The 14,708-nt window shown below is 69.7% G+C and carries 16 protein-coding genes; 5 read left to right on the top strand and 11 right to left on the bottom strand.

Features of this window, described 5'->3' with window-relative positions; translation table 11 throughout:
• Window positions 1–241: 241 nt before the first annotated feature.
• Window positions 242–1,369: a sensor histidine kinase gene (locus ACXJLU_RS25270; RefSeq protein WP_457335736.1), complete on the top strand. Its 1,128-nt coding sequence runs from the start codon at window positions 242–244 to the stop codon at window positions 1,367–1,369.
• On the top strand, window positions 1,366–2,151 hold the full coding sequence (locus ACXJLU_RS25275; protein ID WP_457335738.1) for a LytR/AlgR family response regulator transcription factor: 786 nt from the start codon (window positions 1,366–1,368) through the stop codon (window positions 2,149–2,151). Before ACXJLU_RS25270 ends, ACXJLU_RS25275 begins: the two co-directional genes overlap by 4 nt.
• A gap of 37 nt (window positions 2,152–2,188) precedes the next feature.
• Here ACXJLU_RS25275 and ACXJLU_RS25280 read toward each other — a convergent pair whose 3' ends face one another.
• Window positions 2,189–2,401 (bottom strand): hypothetical protein, encoded by a 213-nt coding sequence (locus ACXJLU_RS25280; protein ID WP_073466412.1) that lies wholly within the window; start codon window positions 2,399–2,401, stop codon window positions 2,189–2,191.
• 149 nt (window positions 2,402–2,550) lie between these two features.
• Entirely contained in the window at window positions 2,551–4,359 is a 1,809-nt protein-coding gene (locus ACXJLU_RS25285) for an aminopeptidase P family protein (RefSeq protein ID WP_457335740.1), read from the bottom strand.
• 199 nt (window positions 4,360–4,558) lie between these two features.
• On the opposite strand from ACXJLU_RS25285, the gene ACXJLU_RS25290 reads away from it, so the two are divergent.
• Window positions 4,559–5,470: a hypothetical protein gene (locus ACXJLU_RS25290; protein ID WP_457335742.1), complete on the top strand. Its 912-nt coding sequence runs from the start codon at window positions 4,559–4,561 to the stop codon at window positions 5,468–5,470.
• Here the strand turns inward: ACXJLU_RS25290 and ACXJLU_RS25295 are convergent.
• Window positions 5,397–5,750 carry a darcynin family protein gene (locus ACXJLU_RS25295; RefSeq protein WP_457335744.1) on the bottom strand — a complete coding sequence of 118 codons (354 nt, stop codon included), beginning with the start codon at window positions 5,748–5,750 and terminating at the stop codon, window positions 5,397–5,399. The two genes, ACXJLU_RS25290 and ACXJLU_RS25295, sit on opposite strands and share 74 nt — an antisense overlap.
• Window positions 5,751–5,842: 92 nt before the next feature.
• On the opposite strand from ACXJLU_RS25295, the gene ACXJLU_RS25300 reads away from it, so the two are divergent.
• Complete coding sequence (locus tag ACXJLU_RS25300; protein ID WP_457335746.1) at window positions 5,843–6,472, top strand: TetR/AcrR family transcriptional regulator; 630 nt, start codon at window positions 5,843–5,845, stop codon at window positions 6,470–6,472.
• Between the two features lie 68 nt (window positions 6,473–6,540).
• Window positions 6,541–6,957 carry a hypothetical protein gene (locus ACXJLU_RS25305; RefSeq protein WP_457335748.1) on the top strand — a complete coding sequence of 139 codons (417 nt, stop codon included), beginning with the start codon at window positions 6,541–6,543 and terminating at the stop codon, window positions 6,955–6,957.
• 13 nt (window positions 6,958–6,970) lie between these two features.
• Here ACXJLU_RS25305 and ACXJLU_RS25310 read toward each other — a convergent pair whose 3' ends face one another.
• The 8 genes from ACXJLU_RS25310 to ACXJLU_RS25345 all read right to left on the bottom strand — a co-directional run.
• The gene (locus ACXJLU_RS25310; protein ID WP_457335750.1) at window positions 6,971–7,924 is read right to left on the bottom strand and encodes an ABC transporter permease; all 954 of its coding nucleotides are present in this window, start codon (window positions 7,922–7,924) and stop codon (window positions 6,971–6,973) included.
• A complete protein-coding gene (locus tag ACXJLU_RS25315; RefSeq protein WP_457335752.1) occupies window positions 7,917–8,906 on the bottom strand; it encodes an ABC transporter permease in 990 nt (329 codons plus the stop codon). Before ACXJLU_RS25315 ends, ACXJLU_RS25310 begins: the two co-directional genes overlap by 8 nt.
• 2 nt (window positions 8,907–8,908) lie before the next feature.
• On the bottom strand, window positions 8,909–10,423 hold the full coding sequence (locus tag ACXJLU_RS25320; RefSeq protein WP_457335754.1) for a sugar ABC transporter ATP-binding protein: 1,515 nt from the start codon (window positions 10,421–10,423) through the stop codon (window positions 8,909–8,911).
• A gap of 8 nt (window positions 10,424–10,431) precedes the next feature.
• Entirely contained in the window at window positions 10,432–11,556 is a 1,125-nt protein-coding gene (locus ACXJLU_RS25325; RefSeq protein ID WP_457335756.1) for a sugar ABC transporter substrate-binding protein, read from the bottom strand.
• A gap of 136 nt (window positions 11,557–11,692) precedes the next feature.
• A complete protein-coding gene (locus tag ACXJLU_RS25330; RefSeq protein ID WP_457335758.1) occupies window positions 11,693–12,136 on the bottom strand; it encodes a pilus assembly FimT family protein in 444 nt (147 codons plus the stop codon).
• Window positions 12,137–12,139: 3 nt separating this feature from the next.
• Complete coding sequence (locus tag ACXJLU_RS25335; RefSeq protein WP_457335760.1) at window positions 12,140–12,502, bottom strand: type II secretion system protein; 363 nt, start codon at window positions 12,500–12,502, stop codon at window positions 12,140–12,142.
• 206 nt (window positions 12,503–12,708) lie between these two features.
• Entirely contained in the window at window positions 12,709–14,481 is a 1,773-nt protein-coding gene (locus ACXJLU_RS25340; RefSeq protein WP_457335762.1) for a secretin N-terminal domain-containing protein, read from the bottom strand.
• Window positions 14,478–14,708, bottom strand: a 231-nt coding sequence (locus ACXJLU_RS25345) for a hypothetical protein (protein ID WP_457335764.1), incomplete at its 5' end; no start/stop codon positions are given. The genes ACXJLU_RS25340 and ACXJLU_RS25345, both read right to left, overlap by 4 nt.

The following is a 14,708-nucleotide window of genomic DNA, read 5'->3' on the forward strand; positions in this document are numbered from 1 at the left end:
GAGTTCAAGCGGCGTGGCCGTGTTGTCCGTAGCGGGACAGAACGAACCGTATGGTGTTCGGGTTAAAAGCGCTTTGCTTTGGTTACTTTCATTTGCGCTCAAATGAAAGTGACTCGCCCAGGGGGCGAAACCTGCCGGCGCAGCACAGCGCCAGCCCAGCGCAGCGCCAGTCGCACCCGAAGATCGGTCATCCGTCGCACCAGCGCCCCGGCGGGTCGATTCCCGCCGTATCGTCTCCCCCATGCATGCCACTTCGTTCACGCCCCTGCGGGTCCTGGCCCGCCTCTGGGCCTCCCTCACGCCCCGCCGCATCGCCATCAACCTGGTGGTGGCGACCATCGCCGCGATCGCGCTGAACCCGATCTTCGACACGCCCTTCCTCAGCGTGTGGGGCCGCAGCATCTTCGTCGGCCTGATGCTGCTGGTGGCCTTCGACATCGCCGGGCACTGGCCGTCACGCTGGCTGCCGCGCTGGGTGGTGCAGGTGGCCGCCGTGGTGATCGCGGCGCCGGTGGCCACCGGCATCGCCTACCTGGTGATGGTGCAGGGCGACCTCACCAGTTTCCAGCGCAACGAGGGCCTGCTGTGGGGCTTCCTGTCGATCGCCGCGACCGGCGTGGCAGTCGGCCTGACGCTCGCGCTCGGCGCGCTCTACCGCGAGCGCGATGCCCAGGCCCGCTCGCAGGCCCTCGCCTTCGCGCTGGAGCGCAGCACGCTCGAGAAACAGGCGCTCGACGCGCGGCTGCGCCTGCTGCATGCGCAGGTCGAACCGCACTTCCTGTTCAACACGCTGGCCAATGTGCAACAACTGGTCGAGTCGGGCTCCGAACGGGCCGGCCCGGTGCTCAAGAGCCTGATCGCCTACCTGCGCGCCGCGGTGCCCAGCCTCGCGCAGTCCGGCAGCACGCTCGGCCACGAGATCGGCCTGGTGCGCGCCTACCTCGACCTGATGCGCATGCGCATGCCCGACCGGCTGGCCTTCGAGGTGTCGATGCCGCCGGCCCTGGCCGGGCTGCCGTTCCCGCCGATGGCCTTGCTGACGCTGGTGGAGAACGCGGTGCGCCACGGCATCGACCCGAGCGAGACGGGCGGCCGCATCGAGGTCGGCGCGCGCGCCGATGCGCGCCAGGCCAGCGTCGAGATCTGGGTGCGCGACACCGGCGTCGGCCTGGACGACAAGGCCGCGCCCGGCACCGGGCTGACCAACCTGCGCGAGCGGCTGAAGGCCACCTATGGCGATGCGGCCCAGTTGCAGCTGACCGATGAGTCCCCGCACGGCCTGCGCGCGACGCTGCTGCTGCCCGATCCGAGCCCGCAATTCAACGCCGGCACCGCCGTCAACGCCGCCGATGCAGGAGCCGCCCGATGACCACCACCACCGCGCTGATTGCCGACGACGAACCGCTGCTGCGCGAGCGGCTGCGCGGGCTGCTGCAGCGGCTGTGGCCGGAACTCGAGATCGTCGCCGAGGCGCGCAACGGCCGCGAGGCGGTCGAGCTGTTCGACCAGCATTCGCCGCAGGTGGTGTTCCTCGACGTGCACATGCCGGGGCTGAACGGCGTCGAGGCGGCGCGTTCGATCGCGCGGCGGGCGCTGGTGGTGTTCGTCACCGCCTACGAGCAGTACGCGGTGACGGCCTTCGAGCAGGGCGCGCTCGACTATGTCGTGAAGCCGTTCGACGAGGAGCGCCTGGCCGACACGGTGCAGCGGCTGCGGGCGCGGCTGGCCGGCCCGCCGGCGGCCCCCGAGGACGACCGGCTGCAGGCGGCGATCGAGAAGATGTCGACCGAGCTGCGCCGCCAGGCGCCGGCGCAGCGGCAATCAGGCTGGCTGCAGTGGATCAAGGCGTCGGTCGGCAACAGCGTGCGCCTGATCCCGGTCGAGCAGGTGGCCTACCTGCGCTCGGACGAGAAATACACGCTGGTGGTGTGGGAGGGCGGCGAGGCGCTGATCCGGCGCACCATCCGCGAACTGGCCGATGAACTCGACCCGGAATGCTTTGTGCAGGTGCACCGCTCGGTGATCGTGAACCTGCGCCAGGTGGCGCAGGTGGTGCGTGGGCCGAACGAGACGGCCGACGTGCACATCAAGGGCCGCAGCGAGCTGCTGCCGGTGAGCCGCAGCTTCGTGCACGTGTTCCGGCACATGTGAAGGCCGGTCGTGAGGCCGGTCACGCACCCGAGGCCACTCACTCCATCGTCGTGCGCAGGACCTGCGTGGCCTCGGCCACGCTCTGCACGCGCTTGCCGGTGATCGTGACGGCCGGCATCGTGATGACGTCGGCGCTGGCTTGCTGCGTCGTGCTGCCGCGGCCTTCCTCGACCATCGCGATCGCGATGGACAGCGTGGCGGCGATCAGCACGGAGAAGGTCAGCAGCGGGGCGAAGAGGCGGTCGAACATGTCAGTCTCCAGCGGTAGGTCTGTTGCGTTGGAGTGAACTGTAGGCACCGGCCCGCGCCGGCGACAGCGCGCTGAGACGAAGCGTCGAAACAGGGGGACAGGCTGCAGGTCGGCAGGACGGGGCGCCCCCGCCGACACCTGCCCCGAGCTCAGATCGGCTCGGTGCGCTCGACCAGCCAGGCCAGCGCCGCGCCGCTCACCAGCGGCGACAGCCGCTCGCGCACCACGCGGTGGTAGCCGTTCAGCCAGGCCGCCTCGTCGGCGCGCAGCAGGCTCGCGTCGATGCAGCGGGTGTCGATCGGGCACAGCGTCAGCGTCTCGAAGCCGAGGAACTCGCCGAACGCCCCCGCCTCGGGCGTGTCCACCGCGACGTTCAGCACCAGGTTCTCGATGCGAACACCCCATTGGCCGCCGCGGTACAGCCCCGGCTCGATGCTGGTGATCATGCCGGGCTCCATCGCCATGTGCGGCTCGGGGATGGCCTTGCTGATGCTCTGCGGGCCTTCGTGCACGTTCAGGAAGTAGCCGACGCCATGGCCGGTGCCGTGGCCGTAGTCGAGGCCGTGCTCCCACAGCGGCGCGCGGGCGATCGCGTCGAGCATCGGCGACAGCGTGCCGCGCGGGAAGCGGGTGCGGCTGAGCGCCAGCGTGCCCTTCAGCACCAGCGTGTAGTCGCGGCGCTGCGCGGCCGAGACGGTGCCGATCGGCCAGACGCGCGTGATGTCGGTCGTGCCGCCCAGGTACTGGCCGCCGGAATCGATCAGCAGCAGGCCGTCGCCCTCGATCACCGCGTGCGATTCGGGCGTGGCGCGGTAGTGCGGCATCGCGCCGTTGGCGTTGAAGCCGGCGATGGTGTTGAAGCTCAGGCCGACGAAGCCGGGGCGGCGCGCACGGGCGGCGCTCAGCTGCTCGTCGATCGTCAGCTCGGTGATGCGCTCCTTGCCCAGCGCCTGCTCGAACCAGGCGTAGAACTCGCACATCGCGGCGCCGTCCTGGGCCATCGCGTCGCGCACGAAGGCGGCCTCGGCGGCGCTCTTGCGGCTCTTCAGCAAGGTGCTCGGGTTGATCGCCTCGACCACCTTCACCGCGGCCGGCACGTTCTCGCGCAGGCCCAGCGTGATGCGRCGCGGGTCGACCAGCAGCGTGGCGTCGGCGCCCAGGCCGGCCAGCGCGGCGGCCGCTTCGGCGTAGGGGGCGAGCTGCACGCCGTCGGCGGCCAGCGCGGCCTGCAGGTCGGCGGGCACCTTGCCGACGCCGACGAACAGCGTCGCGCCGTGCAGGCCGATCAGCGCATGCGCCAGGAACACCGGGTTGTAGCTGACGTCGGCGCCGCGCAGGTTGAAGATCCACGCGATGTCGTCGACGGTGGAGACGAAGTGCTGCGTCGCGCCCTGCATCGCCATCCCGCGGCGCACCTCGGCCAGCTTGGCGCTGCGGGCCAGCGGCGCGTGGGGCGCGGCATGTTCGTAGATTGGCGCGTCGGGCAGGCCGGGGCGCTCAGGCCACACGTCGTTCAGCAGGTCGAGGTCGGTGCGCAGCGGCACGCCGGCGCGCGTGAGGGCGGTGCGCAGCTGCTGCGCGGCGGCCAGGCCCAGCACCGCGCCGTCGACCGCCACCACCTGCCCGGCCGGCACCTGGCTGGCCAGCCATTCGACGTGGTGGGTGGCGGCGCCGGTCGGGATCTTCACCAGCTCGATGCCGGTGCCGGCCAGCTCGGCCTCGGCCTGCACCCAGTAGCGGCTGTCGGCGAACAGCGCGGCGCGCTCGGTGGTGACGACCAGCGTGGCCATCGACCCGGTGAAGCCCGACAGCCATTCGCGGCCCTGCCAGCGCACCGGCAGGTACTCGGACAGGTGCGGATCGCTCGACGGCACCAGCAGCGCGGCCATCTGGTGCTGCTTCAGCGCGTCGCGCACGCGCTCCAGGCGCAGGCGGATCGGGGAGGTGCGGGTGTCCATGGGTTCGGCTCCGGGTCGCAACCCGCACGCCTCCCGGGTCGGGAGGCCAGCGGGGAAGAGGACGCCGATTCTAGAGCCGGGCAGGGTTTCTACCGGGCAAAAGAGGCGCTCGGCCGAGGGGCATCTGCAACTTCTCTTCGCAGTTGATGCCCATCCTTGGCGACGGCCCCACCGCGTGGGCGGATGCCGAGGAGATGCCATGCCATTCGACCCCCGTATCGAGAAAGAAGCCTTCCTGCACGCCGACCGGGCGCTGCTGCGGCAGCTGCTCGACATCGAGTTCAAGACCTGGCGCCCGATGGGCTACCTCGCCTCGACGGTGTTGCACAAGCTGGTGTACTGCTGGCTGGTCGGCCTGCACGACGAGATCGCCCCGGTGCTGCCGCGCGTGATCGGGTGGCTCGACCATGCGATCGCTGCCAGAGACGGCAACAGAGATGCGACCCGGGAGGCCGGCAGCGAGGCGCCTCCCGAGTTGGCGGACGACGGCCCGCGCGGGCTGCAGATCAACCTGCACGCGACGCGGGCGATCGCACGCTGGCTGTACCGCGGCGACGCCGCCTGCGACGACTGGCGTGGCGCGCGGTGTTCGCAGGCCGGCTGGCACGCGAGCCTCGCGCGCGGCGAACGCCGCACGACGCCCGGCCAGGTCGTGCTCGACGACTACCTCGCCTGGTGCGTGCAGGCCGGCGACCACGCGACGGGCATCGCGCTGATCGAGAGCCAGCTGGCGCTGCGCGCGTCGGCGCCGGCGCATGCGGTGCTGACGCGGCTGCCGCGGCCGCGCGAACTCGCCTACGCGATCTGCCTGCACCACGTGCGCGGCCGCTTCGAGCCGGCCGAGCTGTTCGAAGCCGGCAAGCGCATGCTCGGCGGCTGCCTGGACGAAGCCTGGTTCGCCACCGGCGAATCACTGCGGGCGGCGATGTGGCTGAAGATCGTGCACCAGGACCTGGCCGCACCGCTCGGGCTGGCGGCGGCGAGCCCGCTCGACGCGGTGCGGCGCGCGCACGATCACCTGGCGCTGCGGTCGGCGCTCACAGTGCGCACGATTGCGACACCGCGAAATCGTCCTCCCGCCAGCATTCGCCGTGTGTCGGGATCACGTTGATGACCTCGAAATACGGCCGGCCGAAATACTCGCACCGGTGCAGCGCTTCGACCGCGGCGTGGTACTCGTCGAGGTCGGGGGTCTCCCAGACCGCGACCTCGGCGCACTGGGTGTCCCAGCGCGATGCGCAGGTCTCGAACTGCCGCAGCCGCAGCGACGGGAAGTTCTGGAACACCAGCACCAGCACGCGTTCGCGGAACGCGGCGCGCTGCTCGGCATCGAGCGAGCGCCAGTGGGAGGTGGCCTGCAACAGCATGAAGAAAGTGTGGACTCTTGACATGGTGAGGGTGTGGGTGGAGTTGACGCAACGAAGCGCCTTGTCGACACTATGCGAGTTTTTATTCGTATTTGAAACTCGCATTTCAGCCACCGATGTCCAGCCCGCAGAACACCACCCTGATCCCTCGCAAGGCGCCGCGCCAGGCGCGCTCGCGGGCCACCGTCGACGCGATCCTCGACGCCGCAGCTCGCGTTCTGGTGGAGCGCGGCTATGCCGCGACCACGACGAATGCGGTGGCCGAGGTGGCCGGCGTCAGCGTCGGCTCGCTGTATCAGTACTTCCCGAACAAGGATTCGCTGATCGCCGCGCTGCATGACCGGCACGGCCGGCAGATGAGCGCGCTGCTCGATGCCGCGCTGCTGCGGCACCGCGGCGCGTCGCTGCCCGAGGCGCTGGCCGGCGTGATCGAATCGGCCGTCAAGGCGCACCAGCTCGATGCCGACCTGCACCGCGTGCTCGAGAAGCAGGTGCTGGGCCTCGACCAGTTCCCCGGCGATGACGAATCGGTCGACGAGATCGAGCGCCGCCTGCGCGAGCTGCTGGAAGCGTACCGCGCCGAGATCGTCGTCGAGGACCTGCGGCTGGCGACCTGGATGCTGATGCACGCGGTGCATGCACTGATCCACGCGGTGGTGCTCGATCGGCCGAATGGCGTGTCGGTGAAGGCCGCCACGCGCGAGACGGTGCGCATGGCGCTGGCCTACCTCACCGCCAGGCTCTGAGCTTTCGTGGAACCGAATCGGCGGTGCGGTGACTCAGTCGGCATCAGCAACACCTGAGGAGACCGTGGATGAGAGCGCTCATGCGATCGTGTCGAGAATCAGTCTTCAACCGTCTGACCCAAGCACCGGCTGAAGAAGAACGGAATCCGCCGCCGTTCACGCTGATGATCAGGCGGCAACTCGACAATGCACGTGCATGCCTGGACCTCAACATTCCCTCGGACCCGACGATCATCAAGGCCAGCATCGCGGGGACGATCGCCATGGCGACCTTGGCCGCCGCGCTGATGCTCAGGATGGACATGATTGGCGCGGATGGCGACCGCCAGGACGATGTGAAAGCTGTTGCAGCAGAGCGCCTCATCGCGGGTTCCGTCGTGGCGATGCTGATGGCGGTATTCAGCATGTTGGTGTGCCTGAACGCCACCGCTCGGCATTGCCTGTCGGACTCCCCACCTGCCGACGCGCCCGCCGAAGACGCGTGACGGGCGGCCCGCCTCAGCGCGCCGGCGCGGCCCGCCCGTACAGCAGCAGCATTGCGACGATCACGCCGCCGTAGATCAGGTGCCGGCCCCATTCCTCGATCTGCATCACCGACAGGATCGACTGCAGCAGCGTGATCAGGATGACGCCGGCAACCGTGCCCAGGTAGTGGCCGCGCCCGCCGAGGATCGAGGTGCCGCCGAGCACCACCGCGGCGATGGCCGGCAGCAGGTAGGGGTCGCCCATCGCCTGCGCCGCCTTGCTTGCATACCCTGCAAGCAGCACGCCGCCGAAGGCCGACAGCCCGCCGGCCACCGCGAAGGCGGCCATCACGACCCCGCGCGTGCGCGCGCCCGACAGGTAGGCGGCGCGCTCGCGGTTGCCGATCGCGTAGACGCAGCGGCCGAAGGTGGTGCGCGTCAGCGTGAACACCGCCGCCGCGCCGACCGCCGCCCACACCAGCAGCGCGTTCGGAATGCCGAGCAGGCTGTGCCCGGTCGCGATGAAGCGCATCGCCGGCGACGACGCGTCCTGCGGCGAGAAGCCGCCGGTGTGCACCACCATCAGCCCCTGCGCGACGGCGTTGACCGCCAGCGTGACGATCATCGACGGGATGCGCAGGAACGCGACGCCGAAGCCGTTCAGCAGCCCGAGCGCGACACCGCAGGCGATGCCGAACGGGATCGCGAATGCGCTGCCCCACGACCCCCAGCCGGTGGCGGCGGTGGCCATCATCCCGCCGACCGCCACCACCCACGGCACCGACAGGTCGATCTGCCCGAGCAGGATCACCAGCATCGCGCCGGTCGCGATCACGCCGAGGAACGACGCCACCTTCAGCTGCTGCAGCAGGTACTCGGGCGACAGGAAGCTGCTGCTGTAGAGGCTGCCGAGCAGCAGCAGCGCGACGATGCAGCCGAAGGCCGAAGCGATCGGGCCGCGGAAGGGCCGGGCCAGGAGCCTATCCATACAGATCGAGCCGGTTGCGCAGCTTCAACAGCCGCAATGCACCCAGGCAGATCGCGGCGAACAGCACCACGCCCTGGAACAGCGGCTGCCACAGCGGTTCGAGGTTGAACACGAACAGCAGGTCGCCGATGGTGCGGAACATCAGCGCGCCGAACACCGCGCCGACCGCGCTGCCCGAGCCGCCGAACAGCGACACGCCGCCCAGCACCACCGCGGCGATCGAGTACAGCGTGTAGGTGCTGCCGTTGGCCGACGAGGCCTCGCCCGACCAGGTGATGCAGGTGACGAACAGCCCGGCCACCGACGCCAGCAGGCCCGACAGCAGGTAGGCGACGAACTTGGCGCGTTGCACCGGCACACCCGACATGTAGGCTGCCAGCTCCGACGAGCCGACCGCCGCGGCCGCGCGCCCGATCACCGAGCGGCGGTACGGCAGCCACACGAGCAGCACCAGCGCGAGCAGCAGCGCGAGCGCCGCCGGAATGCCGCCCGGCAGCTGGCCGGTCAGCGCCTCGGCCAGGTCGCCGTTGACGTCGCCGCCCGGCACGCGGCGCAGCGCGAGTGCGAGGCCGAAGAAAGCCGAGCCGGTCGCGATCGTCGTGACGATCGGCTGCAGCCGCCCGTAGATCACGATCAGCCCGTTCAGCGCGCCGCAGGCGCAGCCGGTGAGCAGCACGCCGGCGACGCCGAGCGCGGTCTGCAGCGGCGTGCCCACGACCAGGTGCGACGCGAGGCAGTTGGCCAGCACCAGCACCATGCCGACCGACAGGTCGATGCCCGAGGTCAGCACGACCAGCGTCTGCGCCATCGCGACGATCGCCAGCAGCACGCCCTTGTTGGCCGCGGTGGTCGCGACGTTCGCGGTCAGGCCGGCCGGGTGGTTGGCGGCATACACCGCGAACATCACGACGAAGCCGGTGAACGCGAGCAGCGTGCCTTGGTGCTCGCGCAACCGATGGGGCCAATCGCTTCGGGTCGTCATGCTCAGGCGGCCGCGGGAACGTCGAGCGCCGCGCCGACCAGCGCGTGCTCGGTGATCTGGGCGCCGACGAGTTGACGGCGGATGCGGCCCTCGACCATCACCAGCACGCGGTCGCAGCAGCCGATCAGCTCGTCATGGTCGGTCGAGTAGAAGAGGAGGGCCGCGCCCTCGTCGGCGAGCCGGCGCAGCAGCAAGTAAATCTCCTGCTTGGTGCCGACGTCGATGCCGCGCGTGGGGTCGTTCAGCAGGATGATGCGCGGCGCCATCATCAGCCATTTGCCGATCACGAGCTTCTGCTGGTTGCCGCCCGAGAGCGCCCCGGCAGTCACGTCGAGGCCGTCGCAGCGCACCGCGAGCAGGGCCATCATCCGTTCCACCGCCGTTCGTTCTGCGCCGCGGTCGATTACGCCGCCGCGCGACAGCGCGCCGAGCGCCGCGAACGACAGGTTCTCGCGCACCGACATCGGCAGCATCAGGCCCTCGGTCTTGCGGTCTTCGGGGATCAGCGCCATGCCGATGCGCGGCTGCTTCGCGGCATGCGGGCCGGTGATGGAGGTCGGCCGGCCGTCGATCAACAGCTCGCCTCGGCAACCGCGCAGCACGCCGAACAGCGCCAGCAGCAGCTCGCGCTGGCCCTGGCCGTCCAGCCCGCCGAGGCCGACGATCTCACCGGCGTGCAATTGCAGCGAGATGTCGGCGAGGCGGTGCGTCCAATGCAGGCCGCGCAGGTCGAGGCGCGGCGCGTCCGTGCCGGGGGCGGCAGGGCGGGCCGGCTTGTCCGGGAACACGCCGCTGTAGGGGCGGCCGATCATCAGCTCGACGATCTCGGTGTCGGTCTTCGTGCCGGCCGCGAAATGCGCGACGCTGCGGCCGTCGCAGAAAACCGTGCACTCGTCGGCGAGCTCGGCGATCTCGTGCATGCGGTGCGAGATGTACAGCAGCGCGAGGCCGTCGGCACGCAGCCGCTTCAGCACGGCATAGACCTGCTCGACGTCGGCGGCGGTCAGCGCCGACGTGGCCTCGTCGAGGATCAGCAGCCGCGGCCGGCGCGCCAGCGCCTTCGCGATCTCGACCATCTGCCGGCGCGACAGCGAGAGGTCCTTCACCAGCGCGAGCGGGTGAATGTCGGCGGCCCCGGCGCGCGCGAGCGCCTCTTCGGCCAGCCGGCGCTGCGCGCGGCGGTCGATCAGGCCCCAGCGGCGGGGCGGTGCCTGGAGGAACAGGTTGTCAGCCACCGACAGGTCGGGGACCAGCGACAGCTCCTGGAACACGCAGACGATGCCGGCGGCGTTGGCCGCGGCGGGCGACGCGAACGCGACCGGCTGGCCGTCGAGCAGCATGCGGCCCTCGTCGGGCGCGACGACGCCGGCGATCAGCTTGATCAGCGTCGACTTGCCGGCGCCGTTCTCGCCGAGGATCGCGTGGATGCGGCCCGGCTCGACGCGCAGGTCGGCCGCCTGCAGCGCGTGCACGCCGCCGTAGCGTTTGCTGAGCGCCTGGATCTCGAGCAGCGGCATGCCGCGCGCTACTTGTTGCCTTCCGACTGGCCCATGATTTCCTGGGCGGTGAAGTTGATGCCACAGCTCGGGAACGCGTTGCCGACGAAGAAGTTGTCGGATTGCGTCGCGTAGAAGTTGGCGCCGTCCTTGAAGCCCGGCTCTTCCACCGTCGACAGCGGCAGCTTGATCGACTGCGGCAGCACCTTGCCCTCGAGCGCCGCGATCGCCACCTTGATCGCCACCGCCACTTGGGCCGGCCCGGTGCCGCCCGACGCGCACTTCAGCCCCTGCCCGGCGTACTTCGCGCAGAACTTGCGGAAGCCGTTCTCAGTTTCGCCGGCAAACGGCACCATTGGGTGCTTGGCATCGAGCATCGCCTGCACGACGCCGGTGTCGCCGCCCTGCGCGGTGATCGCGTCGAACTTCTTGTGCACCGCGATCGCGTCGGCGGTGACCTTCTGCGAGGTGGGGTCGTCCCACTTGCCGATCACCTCGATGGTCTCCCACTTCTTGCCGGAGGCCTTCAGCGCCTGCTGGATCCCGTCGTGCCGGTCGCGGTCGACCGAGGTGCCCGACACGCCGCGCACCTCCAGCACCTTGCCGCCGTTCGGCGCGTTCTTGATCAGCCACTGGCCCCAGTAGGTGCCCAGCCCCTTCTGGTCGACGTTGACGTTGATCGCCTCCTCGGTGTCGAGGATGTTGTCGAACGCGACCAGCACGACACCGGCATCGTTCGCGCGCTTGATCACCGGCTTGAAGGCCGCAGGGTTTTGCGCGTTGACGACGATCGCGTCGAAACCGGAGTCGATGAAGTTGTTGATCGCGGCGATCTGCGCGGCAACGTCTTCGCCGGTGGAAACGACCTTGTACTCCTTCAGCTTCGCGGCCACCTCGGGCTGCGCGGCATAGGCCTTGGCCGTCTTGATCATCTGGATGCGCCAGGTGTTGGCGATGTAGCCGTTGGCCAGCGCGACGCGGTACGGGCCCTTCTTGGCCGGGTACTGGAACAGCTTGGTGGTGGTGCTCCACGGGGCGAAGCACTGCGGGTCGGAGTTCGCGGTGGTGACCACCTTGGGTGGGGCCGCGAATGCGGTGGCACCGAGGCCGAGCAGCAACGCGAGCTGCAAAGAACGGGTGAGGATGAACGCCATGGCCGGGTCTCCTTCATGCAGGTCCCGAGACGAGACCGGGAAGGCAATGTAGCCACTTCGCCGGGGTGCGAAAACTCGGGTGAAACCCGCTCGGGCGGGACAAGGCTTGTCCCGCGGCGGCCGGCCTGGCGATGCGTCAGTGCACCGCGCCGGTGTCGTTCTCGACCGTGAAGGCGCTCGTGTAGCTGCCGCTGCTGACGGTGATGGTCAGCGCGGCACCGGTGGAGGTGACGGCCTGGCCGGTGTTCCCCGAGTTGAAGGTGATGCTGCGGGAGCCGGATTCGGCGATGCAGCTGGGGATGGCCGACGGGCAGGCCAGCGTGGCGAGGCTGCCGCCGCTGACGTAGGCGAAGCTGGCACCGGTGGGGGTGATCGTCGCGATCACCGGCCGGCGCTGCCGTGTCGCCAGGCGCTGGGCCGTCTGCAGCTGGTTCCGCAGCTGGTCGCCGTAGGCCCGCAGGCGCCACATCGTGGTGTCGACCATGCGGGGGAGGGCGACCACGGCCAGCGTGCCGGTGAGGACGATCACCATGATCAGTTCGATCAGGGTGAAGCCCGCTTCGGCAAGCCGGCCCGGCATCGCTCAGGTGCCCGTGGCAGCGAACGTGGCCGTCTTGCCATTCGTGTGGCTGAGGGCACACGACGGCTCGGTGTAGCCGGAAGCGACAGCCGATGCGGCGATGCTGTAGCCGGTCGGGAGTTTGGCGCCTTGCAGCACGGCTTCAGCGCCGGTGCAGTTGGCCAGCGCAACACCTTTGCCGGCCTGGAACGCCGCGTAGTTGATGGCCGAGGCGGAACTCAGCGCGCCGGCCACGCCGTCGATGGCAGCCTGTTGCGCATCGCTCTTGAAGTCAACGAACTTGGGCATGGCGACAGCGGCCAGCACGCCCAGGATGACGATGACCATCACGAGTTCGATGAGGGTGAAACCAGATTGCTTCTTCATGGGTACTTCCTTTGAAAGGCGGTTACTGCCAGCTGCGCCGCCAGGTGGAGTCACCTCGAACGACCGGTCGCTGCGGACAGGCACGATTGCCTGGGTTCGCTTGGCTGGCCGTTGAATGTTGACGAGCGACTTGGGAGAGAGCATGCAGATTCGCGAGCGGATCTCGCGTGGATTGCAAACCATTGCAAACCGCGCGATGCACCAACTCAACGCGCCGCCGCCTTCTTCGCCGAACCATCGAGCGTGATCACGCGCCGCTGGCCTTCCAGGTCGTCGAGCGCGGCACGGCTCTGCTCGGTCAGGCGCTGCCAGTCTTCGGGGCCGCGGATGATGGTCGGCTTGATCAGCACCACCAGCTCCCGCTTGCGGCCGATGTTGACGCGGTTGTTGAACAGCGTGCCGGTGATCGCGTTGCTGCTCGCGCCGGGCAGGCCCGAGCTCTGGCGCGACGACTCCATCTGCATCAGCCCGCCGATCGCGACGATCGCGCCGTCGGGGATGCGCACCACTGTGTCGGTCTCGTTGACGCTGCTGGACGCGATCGGCAGCTTGTAGGTGCCGATGGTGCCGRGGTCGATCTGCTTGGTCTTCTCGGTCACCGAGGTCACCGACGGGTGCACGTGCAGCGTGACCATGCCGGCCTCGTCGATCTGCGGCGTCACGTCGAGCGCGATGCCCGAGAAGAACGGTGTCAGCGTCACCGTCGGCAGCGTCGTCGAGCCGCTGTTCGTGCTGGTGCCGGTGGTGATGGTGCCGCCCGACACGTTGGTGACGAAGTAGTCGTCGGTGCCGACCTTCAGCACCGCCTTCTGGTTGTTCAGCGTCGCGACGCGCGGGCTCGACAGGATCTGCACGTCGCCATGCGTCTCGAGGAAGCCGAGGATCGACTGGAAGCCCGCCCCGGCGAGCGCCAGGCCGGTGGCGCCGGTGCCCGAGATCGGCACGCCCACCACGTCGGCCAGCGGGGAGGACGTGCCGCTCGGCAAGGTCGTCAGGCCGTTGCCGTTGGCGACCAGCGCATTGCCGGTGTAGCCGCTGCTCTGGCCGATCGAGAAGCGGCTGCGCAGCACCGACCAGTCGATGCCGTTCTGGAAGCCGTCGCGCAGCTCCACCTCGATGATCTTGGCCTCCAGCATCACCTGGCGTTCGATGGACACGCGGGTCGAGCGCAGGAAGGCGTCGATCTGCCGCAGCTCGTCGGGCATCGCGCGCACCGCGATCGTGCCGGACTGCGGGCTGGTGATCACGTTGCGACCGGCAGCGGTGCCGATCATCGAACGCAGCGCCTCGGTGGTCTCGGCCCAGAAATCGCTTTTCGAGCTGGTCGACACCTGGCTGCCTTCGGCGTCGCTGGCGCGCGAGCGCGGGCTGTTCGACGTGCCGTTGTTGTTGCCGCCGTTGTTGTTGCCGTTGCTGTCGCTGGTGGCCGGCGGCGCGCCCGAGCTGATGCGCATGTCGCTGCGCCCGCTGCGCTGCGTGTGCAGGTAGTTCACCATGAAGATGCGCGTCTGCAGCGTCGGCGGGAACACCGTGACGCGGCGGCCGTCGATCTTGTAGTCGTAGCCGTAGACCTCGCGCAGCGATTCGAGCGCCTCGCGCATCGTCACGCCCTTCAGCGTCACCGAGATCGTGCCGCTCACGTCGGGGTGCATCAGCATGCTGTAGCGCGAATCGGTGACCAGCGACAGGAACACGTCGCGCACCTGCGCGCCGTTGACGATCAGGTCGAAGCGCGATTCGGACGGCGGCAGCGGCGCGGCAGGTTTCGGCGGCGGCGGCGGCGTGTCGAGCGTCGCCACCGGCACCGGCGCCGGCCGCTGCGCGAGCGCGGCGGCGAGTTCGGCCTGCAAGTGGGCGTTGGGGCTGGCGGTGCGCAGCGGCTGGTCGGCGCAACCGGCCAGCCACAACGCGGCGCACAGGCTGGACATCCAGCGGAGGCCCGGGCGGCCGGGCCGCCTGACTGCTTGGATCGGGTTCATCGCGGGACATCCTTTGTCGTCTGACGGGTGGAATGAGCAGGTTCGGAAAGGGCGCGGCGCGTCACGCCGGGGTACAGCGGCACGCGGTGCGAGCCCTGGGCATCGCGCAGCCACACCGCATCGCTGTCGATGCGCCCGATGCGGCGCTCGCCGAGCAGGTCGCCGACCGCGAGCCGGCGGCCCTGGTCGACCAGGTAGCGGGTGCTGCCGACGACGACGATGTGGCG

It is taken from the genome of Rhizobacter sp. P5_C2 (genome assembly GCF_054049715.1).